At 64.3% G+C, this 11924-nt stretch carries 9 protein-coding genes and 1 riboswitch; of the genes, 2 read left to right on the top strand and 7 right to left on the bottom strand.

Annotated features, from left to right (window positions below):
* The first annotated feature begins 4 nt into the window (after positions 1-4).
* On the top strand, positions 5-2308 hold the full coding sequence (locus HMPREF2526_RS02920; protein ID WP_070545769.1) for a Tex family protein: 2304 nt from the start codon (positions 5-7) through the stop codon (positions 2306-2308).
* 218 nt (positions 2309-2526) lie between these two features.
* Here HMPREF2526_RS02920 and HMPREF2526_RS02925 read toward each other — a convergent pair whose 3' ends face one another.
* A complete protein-coding gene (locus HMPREF2526_RS02925) occupies positions 2527-3636 on the bottom strand; it encodes an HNH endonuclease signature motif containing protein (RefSeq protein ID WP_070545771.1) in 1110 nt (369 codons plus the stop codon).
* Between the two features lie 319 nt (positions 3637-3955).
* On the opposite strand from HMPREF2526_RS02925, the gene HMPREF2526_RS02930 reads away from it, so the two are divergent.
* Positions 3956-6121, top strand: a complete 2166-nt coding sequence (locus tag HMPREF2526_RS02930) for a YhgE/Pip domain-containing protein (protein WP_070545774.1) — start codon at positions 3956-3958, stop codon at positions 6119-6121.
* Here HMPREF2526_RS02930 and HMPREF2526_RS02935 read toward each other — a convergent pair.
* The 6 genes from HMPREF2526_RS02935 to thiC all read right to left on the bottom strand — a co-directional run bounded on the left by HMPREF2526_RS02935 (position 6118) and on the right by thiC (position 11770).
* Positions 6118-7176, bottom strand: coding sequence for a ThiF family adenylyltransferase (locus HMPREF2526_RS02935; RefSeq protein WP_070545777.1), 1059 nt, complete (start codon positions 7174-7176; stop codon positions 6118-6120). The two genes, HMPREF2526_RS02930 and HMPREF2526_RS02935, sit on opposite strands and share 4 nt — an antisense overlap.
* A 25-nt stretch (positions 7177-7201) precedes the next feature.
* Positions 7202-7981 (bottom strand): thiazole synthase, encoded by a 780-nt coding sequence (locus HMPREF2526_RS02940; RefSeq protein ID WP_070545783.1) that lies wholly within the window; start codon positions 7979-7981, stop codon positions 7202-7204.
* 7 nt (positions 7982-7988) lie between these two features.
* Positions 7989-8186, bottom strand: a complete 198-nt coding sequence (thiS, locus tag HMPREF2526_RS02945; protein ID WP_046648041.1) for a sulfur carrier protein ThiS — start codon at positions 8184-8186, stop codon at positions 7989-7991.
* Positions 8183-9328, bottom strand: coding sequence for a glycine oxidase ThiO (thiO, locus tag HMPREF2526_RS02950; RefSeq protein WP_070545785.1), 1146 nt, complete (start codon positions 9326-9328; stop codon positions 8183-8185). Before thiO ends, thiS begins: the two co-directional genes overlap by 4 nt.
* Positions 9325-9975: a thiamine phosphate synthase gene (locus HMPREF2526_RS02955; RefSeq protein ID WP_070545788.1), complete on the bottom strand. Its 651-nt coding sequence runs from the start codon at positions 9973-9975 to the stop codon at positions 9325-9327. Before HMPREF2526_RS02955 ends, thiO begins: the two co-directional genes overlap by 4 nt.
* A complete protein-coding gene (gene thiC, locus HMPREF2526_RS02960) occupies positions 9968-11770 on the bottom strand; it encodes a phosphomethylpyrimidine synthase ThiC (RefSeq protein ID WP_070515662.1) in 1803 nt (600 codons plus the stop codon). Before thiC ends, HMPREF2526_RS02955 begins: the two co-directional genes overlap by 8 nt.
* A riboswitch (TPP riboswitch) is annotated at positions 11766-11880 on the bottom strand. It overlaps the preceding gene by 5 nt.
* Between the last annotated feature and the right edge of the window lie 44 nt (positions 11881-11924).

Genomic DNA, 11924 nt, shown 5'->3' on the forward strand with positions numbered 1-11924 from the left:
TTTTGTGAATATCGCAGCCACCATCGCTGGAGAGCTGGGCGTCAAAGAGCAGTTTGTCGAAGCCGCCCTCAAGCTCATGGCGGAGGGTAACACCGTTCCGTTCATCGCCCGATACCGCAAGGAAGCCACCGGCGGGCTGGATGACTCGCAGCTGCGTATCATCGAGGAACGCTCGACCTACCTTCGGGAACTGGAGGAGCGCAAGGAAACGGTGCTCGCCGCGATTGAGGAGCAGGGCAAGCTGACCGATGAGCTGCGCGCGCTCATCCAGGGCTGCGAGACCAAGGCGCGCTTAGAGGATCTGTACCTGCCGTATAAGAAGCGTCGCAAAACCAAGGCGGATATCGCGCGTGAGGCAGGCTTGGAGCCGCTGACCGATAAGCTTATCGAGAACCCTTCGGCGGACCCGGCCGAGCTGGCCGGGGAGTACCTCACCGAAGGTTTCGAGGAAACGAAGAAGGCCCTCGACGGTGCTCGAGCCATCTTGGTGGACCGTTTTGCGCTGGATGCGGACCTCGTCGGTGAGGTGCGCGAGCGTATGTACACCAGCGGTTCCATGAACGCCGGTGTGGTGGAAGGCAAGGAAGCCGAAGGCGCAAAGTTCAAAGATTACTTCGAGTTCTCCGAGCCTTTCGACAAGCTTCCCTCGCACCGCATCTTGGCGCTGCTGCGCGGTGAGAACGAGGGCGTGCTGCAGCTCAACCTCGATGCCGGCGATGACGCCATCTACGAGGGCATGATCGCAGATCGCTTCGACCTAGACGTTGACACCTCCCGCTGGCTTGCCGACGTCGTCCACTGGGGCTGGCGCACCAAACTCTCCATCTCCTCGGGCCTCGACGTGCGCATGCGCCTGAAAGAGAAGGCGGAGGAAGGCGCGCTCAAGGTTTTCGCGACCAACCTGCGCGATGTTCTGCTGGCGGCCCCGGCGGGCCAGCGCGCGACGCTGGGCTTGGACCCGGGCTACCGCAACGGCGTCAAGTGTGCGGTCGTCGACCCGACGGGCAAGGTCCTTGCCACCACCATCGTCTACCCGCACCAGCCGCAGCAGAAGTGGGCTGAGGCGGTGAGAGAGTTGGCGTCGTTAAGCGCGGCTCATTCGGTGGACCTCATGGCAATTGGTAATGGCACCGCGTCGCGGGAGACGGAGAAGCTTGCCGGTGAAGTCGCGGACCTCATCGCGCAGGCGGGTGGGAAGCGGCCGAGCCCGGTCGTGGTGTCGGAGGCGGGCGCGTCGGTGTATTCGGCTTCGCAGCTGGCGGCCGATGAGTTCCCCGACATGGATGTCTCACTGCGCGGCGCGGTGTCCATCGCGCGCCGCCTGCAGGACCCGCTGGCGGAGCTGGTGAAGATTGACCCGAAGGCCATTGGTGTGGGGCAGTACCAACATGACGTCAACCAGGTCGCACTCGCGCGCACGCTCGATGGCGTGGTGGAAGACGCGGTGAATGGCGTCGGCGTGGACCTGAACACGGCGTCGGCCCCGCTGCTGGAGCGCGTGGCTGGTGTGAACTCCACGATTGCGGCCAACATCGTGGCCTACCGCGATGAGAATGGCACGTTTGCCTCGCGCAAGGAGCTGAAGAAGGTGCCGCGCTTGGGGCCGAAGGCTTTCGAGCAGGCGGCGGGCTTCCTGCGCATCAATGGCGGTAAGGATCCGCTCGATGCCTCGGCCGTGCACCCGGAGGCCTACCCTGTGGTGGCGCGCATTGCGGAGAAGACCGGGCTGGGGGTTTCGGAGCTCATCGGCAATTCGCGCGTGTTGTCGAAGCTGTCGCCGGCAGACTTCGCCGATGACACCTTTGGCGTTCCGACGGTGACGGATATCATCGCGGAGCTGGATAAGCCGGGCCGCGACCCGCGCCCGGAGTTTAAGACCGCGACGTTCAAGGAGGGCGTGGATAAGGTCTCGGACTTGAAACCGGGCATGATTCTGGAGGGCACCGTGACCAACGTTGCGGCCTTCGGTGCGTTCATCGACGTTGGCGTGCACCAAGACGGGCTTGTGCATGTGTCCGCGATGAGCCACAAGTTCGTCTCCGACCCGCACGATGTGGTCCGCTCGGGCCAGGTAGTGAAGGTGAAGGTCATGGAGGTAGACGTGGAGCGCCAGCGCATTGGTTTGTCGCTGCGGCTTGACGACGAACCCGGCCAGCCCGCGCCTAAGCGCCGCAACGACGGTGGGCGTTCCGAGGGGCGCGGCGGCCGCTCCGACCGGCGCAACTCCCGCCGCGACGGTGGGCGTGGCCGCGTGGACCGCGGCGGCGGTGGCTCAATGGCCGACGCTCTCAAGAAGGCCGGCTTCTAACCGTTCAAACGGTCGGAGCTTTGTGTGTTCTCGCCCCAGCGGCGGCTTTAGAGTCCGTCTCCTGAGAATCCGAGATCGTTCAGTGCAGACGGCGGGATGAGACTTAGCTGAGGGATCGCCGAAGGCGCGGAAAGCCTCGCGGTTTTGCGGGGCCTCCGCGTGGAGTAGGCACCATGCTGGGGATGAGCTGCTTTGGCGGCACGGTGCTGGGGTGCGAGCTATCCGGGCGGTGGGCTACCGTTTGGTGGATCCGGCGGTCGGGCGTGGGTTTTGTCGGCGGCGAGCCGTTTGACCGCTTCTTGGTAGGCGGGCTGCCCGGTAATCGGCGTTCCCCAGGGCGGGATGTAGTCAACGGGCCCTTTTAGACGAAAGACATAGCCTCTGCCGGTCGGGCTGGTGGGGTCATCGTCGTTGATGCCGTTGTGGTAGGCGCACAGCATGGTCAGGTTGGGCGGGTTGGTCTCCCCGCCTGCCTGCCAGGGAATGATGTGGTGGACTTGGCAGTAGTCCGCCGGTTTATTGCAGTTCTCGATAGCGCAGGTGGGGTGTTCGGCGCTGGCCATGATGCGCTGCTCGAGGCTGGCAAAGCGCGAAAGTCGGTGCAACCACACCGGCCCGATGGTGGGGTGGACCAATGTGGCGTAGCCAGTTTCGGCGAATTTGTAGGTGAGAAACTCTGCGCCACTCATGCGCCCGCCGTTGGTGAGCTCGAGTTCGATGTCGTCGCCGTCATGGCGGACGACTTTGTCGAGCTCGTCGAGCGTTATCACGACGTTGGTTCCCACCGCCGGCCGCGAGCCCACGCCTTCTTTGAAGAAAACCTGGTGGGTGGCGTCCAGGAGGTCGGCGGGGTTGATGGACTCGAGTGTGCTGCGAATGGTGGATATGTTCAGAGCGGTATCGGTAACCGTGAGCGAGTGCGGGCCATTCTTGCGGTAGGTCAGCCGCACCCCTGGTGAAGGCACGCGTTTGGGCCTGAGCTCCTTCAAGCGCTCCACCGCCACTGAAGCAACCCGTTCTGAAGGCGTGGATGCCAGCGCGACGCGCAAATTCCAGACATCGAGCTGTTTCTTCAACTTGGCGGTGTAGGACTCAATCAGGTTCAACGTGGCCAGGTCGTGGCCCTGGCGTTGGGCCGCCTGACGCGCTGCGCGCTGCTTTCCGGTGAAGCGGGTATCGCCGAAATAAATGGCATGAAGCGACGCCAGCTCCGCGGCATCACCGGCCGAGGCGCCGAGCGCACGTAAGCCTTCGGGTGTGCTGGTTGCTGCTTCCACCAACGCAATCCCCGAATTGCGAAGGCGGATGTAGGTTTCGATATCCCCCATGGGCACAGAGACTAAAACAGGCCTTAATGCCTCGCAACCGGAGGAGAAAACGCCCTGTTCATGTGCCTCATAACTTGGATCTCACGCGGGAATGGCCAGCACCCACACGGCCAAACGCAGCCCCGAGCTCGTAATCCACGCGAAAAACTGGACGGGGCGCAATGGCACGAATGATAATAAGTTTATGTCGTCAACTCCTCCAGTGGTATGTTTGGTGAAACAAACGATCTAGCGGTCTCGCTCATGCTCGCTCTTTCGTCGAATATGCCTGGACAGAGGGTTAGAAGCGGACCTGAGCTATCACTATAAGGAAGCGGGAATGAGCCGTGAGACTGAAGAAGACCGGAAGAATGGTTCTTCGCCTGGTCGGGCGAATGAGGGGAGTGCTGCGACCCGCGACAGCGAAGCCATGGGCTGGCACCGCGTCCTGGATTGGCGCCCCACGAGTACCGTGTCGCGCGTGCTCATCGTTTTTCTTCTCGTTGCACCGCTGATCGTCGCCGGCACCATGATGTGGGCCATGTGGGACCCGTCAAAGTACATGCGCAACATTGACCTGGCGGTGGTGAATGAGGATGCGGGCGTCGAGAAGCAGGGCAAATACACCAATTACGGTGATCAGGTCGTCGAAGGCCTGTTGGAGACGGGGTACCTGAACTTCGCCGAGGTCAGCAAAGACGATGGGGACGAGGGGTTGCTCAAGGGCAAGTACCTCATGGTGGTGACCATCCCGGAGAACTTTTCCGAGCAGGCCGTCACCATCATCAGCGATAAACCAGTCAAACCGGAGATTCATTTCGCCACCAATGATTATTACGGCACGAATGGCTCGGTGATTTCCTCCAGCCTCATCCCGCAGGTCCAGACCAGCGTGGAAAATGCGATTTCCAAGAAATACGCCGACCAGGTCATCGAAGGTCTCAACAAACTCAGCGACGGCCTAGGCACCGCGGCGGAGGGCGCCGGCCGTCTCGATGAGGGTGCGGGCAAATTGCAGGAAGGCGGCGGGCGCGCGGTCGAGGGAATCGCCAAGCTGGACGCCGGCGCGGGCGATCTCAACAACGGTACGGGCCAGCTGCTGGACGGCACGAACCGCCTGAATGACGGAGTAGGACGCCTCAGCGATGGCGCCGCGCAGCTCGATGATGGCGCCGCCCAGCTTGCCGACGGCTCCGACAAACTCCTTGCCGGCACCGGCCGCCTAGCGGATGGCGCGGGTCAGATCGACGGCGGTGTTAACCAGCTCACGGGCATGCTCATCCCGGTGCTCAAGCAGGCGCAGGCCGTGGCCCCGGCACTCCTGCAGCTTGTCGACGTCCTCCGCGGCCTCGGCATGCACCAACAAGCTGAGCAGCTTTATTCACTGGTCTCCAAGCTGGACCCGGCCGCCAGCGGCAACATGGTGGCGCAGTTGGAGAAGCTTTCTGCCGGCACCGGCCAGCTCTACTACAACCTGGCCGATCCCAATTCGGAGTACCTGGGCGGCATGATGGCTCTTAATGACGGTGCGCACCGCTTGTCCGATGGTTCCCAGCAGCTGCGCGCGGGTGTTGGCGAACTGAGCGACGGTGCCGCCCAGCTGCAGGACGGTGCTTCCCGCTTGCACGAGGGCACCGGCACGTTGAAGGATGGCACGAGCCAGCTCGCCGCCGGTGGCACGGAGTTGAAGGATGGCATGGACCAGCTCAAGGCGGGATCCAACGAATTGGCCACCAAGCTTGCCGACGGCGCCGCCAAGGCCCCCTCCATTACCCAGCCGGATACGTCTGCGCAGAACATGGCCGTGCCCATCAACTTCACCTCCTCCAACCTTCACCCAGTGCAGACGGTGGTCGACCCGGTCGATCCGACCCAGAAGAACATCACCGGTGGTGTATCGATGCTCTTCGTGCTCGTCTTCGGCTTCCTCGTCATGCTGCTGGTTGCCATGACACTGCCTTATTATCTGGGGCGCCGGGGCGAGTCGGCCACAAGCCCGGTGCGCGGTATCCTCGCAGCCTTTGGAGTCGTGGCGGGCTTGAATTTCCTCGTCCTAGCCTTCATGGCCTTCATGTCCTCCATGATGGGATGGTCACCGGCGAGCTGGCCGATGATGCTGCTAGTTATCGCCGCCATCGCCGCCGTGGGGGCGGCGACCTACCAGTTCTTCCTGGTCACCTTTGGACGCAAGATCGGCGCCATCTTCGCCGTAGGTGCGTTCGCTCTGGGCATCATGGTCTTCGGCGGTGTATGGCCGGTGGCGGCGATTCCGCGCCCGTTGAGCATGTTGCATCCTTTCCATCCGATGTCCTATGCGAAGAATGCCTTTACCCGCGCCACCGACGGCATCCACGACGGAACTTTCTGGGCCGGTATCGCGGTGTTGTTTATTGTGACAGCCCTCGCACTGGTGGCTTCCTGCGTGGTCTTCCGGGCTCGCCACCATGGCACCGCCCGAATTGTGGACGAGCACCTCTTCCGCGCTCCGGCGTTGGTCGACGCCTAGTAATCGCGAGACGCGAGCCCACCCGGAAGGTTACGCAGCTCGATGCCCATATCCGCCGCCAGATCGGCGTAGCGTAGGACGAAGCCCGCGCTGCGCCCACCGGAGGGGCAGGCCACGTAGACCAGTTCGGAGGAGCACGAAGCGAGCGCTCGGCGCACGGAATCATCATCGGTGACGGTATGCCAGGGCAGTGACACCGTGGCATGCGGAAAATTCGATTCCTCGGAGATATCGAGGAGGGCGGCGTGGCCGTCGCGAAGCTCCGGCGGAAAGCTGCGCTCTCCGGGCAAGGTGCTGACCAGCGGGCGCGCAGGATCCGGGCCGACTGTGAGCGTGCGGAAACTACCGGGCAGCGCCTCATAGGACGTAACACGGCCACGCAGCTCCTCATGGTGCGGAAGCTTCCCCAACCAGCCCAGCGTCGCGGTGGCCATGAGCCCCGCGATGACGGACGTCGTAGCACCCAGGACCCCAGCCGTGGAGCACTCGAGCGCCTCGCCATCTGGCGGAGCGGGGAAGAGATCGCGCAAGCCCACCCCGCGCCCGTCAGCACATGCATTCCCGGAGCGCCACAGTGCGGCCTGCCCGCCGTAGCGCAGCACGGTTCCCCAAGCCAGTGGGGTAGAGGTGAGCTCGCAGGCATCAGCGACGAGGTACTTCGTGTCGAAGGTATCTGAGCCATCGAGGACGAGGTCGGCCTCTGCGCAGAGGTCAAGAACAGAAGAGGAAGTCAGCCGCGCATGGAGCGCGGTGATCTGCAACTCGGGGGCCAGCTCGCGGGCGCGCGCGGCGGCTACCTCGGCCTTGGGCTTGCCGACGTCCCCCGCACCAAACAGCACCTGCCTGTGCAGGTTGCTGATATCGACGGTATCGGAATCAATGAGCGTGATGCGCCCGATGCCTGCCGCCGCGAGCTGCTGGAGGGCCGGGCAGCCCAGTCCGCCGGCGCCGACGACAAGCACGTGTGCGGCATGAAGCCGCTCTTGGGCCGCATCGCCGAAGCCGGGCAGGAGGCGTTGGCGCGCGGTCCGGGCTCGTTCGGTTTTGCTGAGCATGATGTCTGTCCTTTTAAGCAGTGGGCTATAGGACCTGGTCCGCCCAGGAGGCTAGGCCCTCGAAGGTGGAGGATGCCTGGGCATGTTCGCGCTGCGGGATACGACCGGCGCTGCGCGCGAGTCGTCCCGCTTCGACGGCGTGGCGCATGGCGGTGGCCATGGCTTCCGGATCTTGGCAGCGGTTGACTGCGCTGGCGAGCAGCACGCCGGAGCAGCCGAGCTCCATGGCGAGGGTGGCATCGGAGGCGGTGCCGATGCCGGCGTCGACAAGCACAGGCACCGAGGCCCGCGAGCAGATGAGCTCGAGGTTGTGCGGGTTGAGGATGCCCAGCCCGGTGCCGATGGGAGCGCCCAGCGGCATGACGGCTGCTGCTCCGGCATCCTCGAGGCGCTGGGCGGCGACGGGATCGTCGCTGGTGTAGGCCAGCACGGTGAAACCTTCGGCGCTCAGCAGCTCAGTGGCGTCGAGGGTTTCCACGACATCGGGCAGGAGCGTGTGCGCGTCGGCGATGACCTCTACCTTGACCCACGTGGTGCCCAGCGCCTCACGGGCCATGCGGGCGGTGAGCACAGCCTCGCGGGCCGTGCGGCACCCGGCGGTGTTGGGCAACGGAGCGATGCCCAACCGGCGCAACAGGTCGAAGATGCTCTCACCGTCACGGGTGCCAGCGTGGCGGCGCATGGCCACGGTGGTCAGCTCGGTTCCGGAGGCGACGAGCGCGCGCTCCAAGGCCTCATGGCTCGTGGCCCCACCGGTGCCCATGATGAGGTGGGAAGAAAAGGTGGTATCGGCGATGGTGAGCATGTAGTTTCTAGCCTCCCTGAACAGCGGTGAGGACTTCCACGGTCGCGCCTTCGGTGAGTGGGGTGGACTCCCACTGCGAGCGTGGAACGACCTGCTCGGACAGTGCCACGGCGGTGCCGTCGGCGTCGATGCCTTTTTCTTCCAGCAGTTGGGCGACGGTGTCTGCTGCCGTGTCATAGGGCTGACCGTTAAAGATCAGAATCATTGTTGCTCCTTGAGGTGTCGTAGGGGATCACATGCGGTGAGATCGATGCTGGGTTCGGTGCCTTCGATGAGCTCGCGGGTACAGCGCGCGGCCAGAGCCGTCAGCAGAATGCCGTGGCGGAAATAGCCGGTGGAGATGACGAGCTTGTCGCTGACGCGGCCGAGATACGGCAAGTCATCCGGAGTGCCAGGGCGGGCACCCGCGCTGGCCTCGAGGAATTCGCATTCTTCGATGGCGGGGAGGATGCGGATGGCGTCGCGAAGCAGCGCGTAGACACCGCCGGCCTGGGCCGTGGCAAGCGTGTCCTCGCGGGTTGTAGCGCCGACCGCGAGGGTGCCATCGCCGCGGGGGATGAGGTAGATGGGGCGGTCCTCCACGAAACCGCGGACCACGCGGGTGAGCAGCGGCTGGAGCTCGTCCGGTACGCGCAGTCGCAGGATATCTCCGTATACTGGGCGCAGGTGGAGCGGGGAGCGATGGAGCCCAGCCGAGGCTGCCCAGTCGATGTCGCGTGCTCCCAGGCCTGCTGCGAGCACCACATCGTCGGCGTGGAATTGGCCTGCGGGAGTGCTCACGACGCCAGTGGCGGCGTCAATAGACTGCGCTGCCGTACGGAAGAAACGCACACCGAGTGCTTGGGCAGCGCTGATGAGGGCAGCTGTCCACTGGCGGGGGAAGACCTGCGTGTCACCCGGGATGCTGACGGCCCCGGCCAAGCGTGGTGACAGCAACGGTTCGGCGCGCCGGGCTTCGCGCATGGTGATGCGCTCGACCTCCATGCCGTGGAGGGACTGATAATCCGCCAGCTCGGTGAGGTGCTGAGCATCCGCGCGGTCGGCGGCGATGACAAGGGTGCCCTCGGCGCGGTAGCCAGTGGGGACCTCCGTGTGGGCGGCAACCAGATCGATAAGCTCTGGGTACCACGCGCCGGAGGCACGCATCAGCGGGAAGAGAGGATCCTGCTGGTAGACCACCTCGGCGGCAGGGGCGAGCATGCCGCCGGCGAAGTGGGTAGCTCCGGAGGCTGGCGCCGGATCCAGCACCGTGACCTTAAAGCCCCGCGCGGCCAGTTCCACGGCGGTGGCCAGACCGATGACGCCCGCGCCGACGACGATGACTGAGGATTCAGAGCTAGTAGTCATCGCGCACCTTCATCAAAACCGGCAAGCAGCTCGCGGCAGTAGGCTTCCGGGTCCTCGGCGTGCATGATGCCGCGCACGACGGCTAGGCCGGCCACGCCGGTTGCCGCCAGATCGGCGGCATCGTCAGCAGTGACATCACCGATAGCCACGAGCGGTACGCGGGAGAGCTTCACCAACTCCGGGTAGGCGTGAAGTCCCAGCGGCGAGCGGCCGGAGCCCTTCGTTGGGGTCGCGCGGAACGGGCCGCAGCCGATGTAGTCAATGACATCTGCGACGTCATTGGCAGCCTCGACCAACTCGCGGGTGCCGGTGGTCAGACCGATAATCGCATCCGGCCCCAACAACGCGCGGGCGGCGGCCACGGGCAGATCGTCCTGGCCAACATGCACGCCGTGCACCGGCTCGCCGGCGTGGCGTAGGGCGGCGGCGACGTCCACGCGGTCGTCGATAAGCACGCGCGTTTCTGGGTTGGCCTGTGCCACCGCGCGGGCTACCTCTCGACCCAGATGGTAGAGGTCGCGGGCGGAAATCGGCTTGGAGCGCACCTGTACCACCCCGGCACCGCCCCGGGCCGCTGCGGCAGCGATGCGCACGATCTCCGCAGACGTGCCTGCACCTGTGACGAAGTAGCAGCGAAGATCAGGCATGCGTGGTTTCTTCCTCCTGATAGAGCTGAGATCCCTGAGCCTTAAACTCTTCCGACATCTGCTTCTCACCGGCACGGGCAGCGGCCACAACCTCGGGATCGATGGCGTCCTTACCCGGGAAACTTGGCATACCAAGGGAATCGGAGAAGGTATCTCGGATGTCCTGGCTGATGCGCATAGAGCAGAACTTCGGGCCGCACATGGAACAGAAGTGTGCGGTCTTGGCCGGTTCGGCGGGCAGAGTCTCATCGTGATAAGCCTGCGCGGTGTCTGGGTCGAGGGAGAGCGCGAACTGGTCGTGCCAGCGGAACTCAAAGCGAGCCTTGCTCATCGCGTCATCCCAGGCGCGCGCACCTGGGTGGCCCTTGGCCACGTCGGCGGCATGGGCGGCAAGCTTATAGGTGATGACGCCGGTCTTGACGTCATCGCGGTTGGGCAGCCCCAAGTGCTCCTTCGGGGTGACGTAGCACAGCATGGCCGTACCACCCATGGCGATGTGCGCCGCGCCAATGGCGGAGGTGATGTGGTCATAGCCCGGGGCGATATCCGTAACCAGCGGGCCCAGCGTGTAGAAGGGAGCGTCCGAAGCCCAGTCCTGCTCGAGCTCGTTATTTTCCTGAATCATGTTGAGCGGGACGTGGCCCGGGCCTTCCACCATGACCTGGACGTCATACTCCCAGGCGCGCCGGGTGAGCTCACCGATGGTCTTGAGCTCGGCGAACTGGGCGGTGTCGTTGGCATCCGCTAGGGAGCCGGGGCGCAGGCCATCGCCGAGCGAGAATGCGACGTCGTAGCGCGCAAAAATCTCACAGAGTTCGTCGAAGTTTTCATAGAGGAAGGACTCCTTATGGTGCGCCAGGCACCAGCCCGCCATGATGGAGCCGCCGCGGGACACAATGCCGGTAACACGGTTCGTGGTCAACGGCACATAGGGCAGCAGCACGCCGGCGTGCACGGTCATGTAATCCACGCCCTGCTCGCACTGTTCGATGACGGTATCGCGGAAAATCTCCCACGTCAGGTCCTCTGCGACGCCATTAACCTTCTCCAGCGCCTGGTAGATGGGCACGGTGCCGATGGGGACCGGTGAGTTGCGCAGGATCCACTCGCGCGTGGTGTGGATGTCATCACCGGTGGAGAGGTCCATCACGGTATCCGCGCCCCAGCGGGTGGCCCAGCGCAGTTTGGATACTTCCTCCTCAATGGAGGAGGTCACCGCGGAGTTGCCGATGTTGGCGTTGATTTTGGTGAGGAACTTCCGTCCGATGATCATCGGCTCTGATTCCGGGTGGTTCACGTTATTGGGCAGAATGGCGCGGCCACGAGCGATCTCGGAACGCACGAACTCTGGGTCGCAGTGCTCGCGCAGGGCCACGAACTCCATCTCCTTGGTGATGATCCCCTGGCGTGCGTAGTGCATCTGGGTAACGCGCTTGCCTTCCTTCGCACGCAGCGGCTGGCGACGCTCCCCCTTCCACTCCAAGGAAGCCGCACCGCGGCGCTCGGCCGAGCGGCCATCGTCAGCAAGGTTGCGTGCGCGGCCCTCATACTCTTCAACGTCTCCGCGCTCCGCAATCCATTCGGCGCGCAGGGCCGGCAGGCCTACTTCAGGCTCACACTCCGGGCCGCGCGTGCGGTAGATGCGGAAGGGTTCGTTGGGCCCTGTGGGGGAATCATCCAGCTGGATTTCCGTCTCAGGCACCTCGAGGCCCTTCTCCCGGATGGGGGAGTAGGAGTGCTTGGGGTGGATCTCTCCGGAGTCGGAGGACTGGATGGGGTTATGGGTAGCCGTCATGGCTGCTCCTCTCTTCCTTCGCTGGTGCTAACCAGACAGGTTCGAACGGTGCAGGCGCGGTATCAGCGCCACTCTCAGCCCACTTCCCGTGGGCACCCGTGGGGTATCAGTGCGTCACCCACCTTAGAGCCCCCGGTGGGCAGGTGTCAGGCGT

Origin of the sequence: Corynebacterium sp. HMSC070E08, from assembly GCF_001808895.1 — a bacterium.
Taxonomy (GTDB): domain Bacteria; phylum Actinomycetota; class Actinomycetes; order Mycobacteriales; family Mycobacteriaceae; genus Corynebacterium; species Corynebacterium hiratae.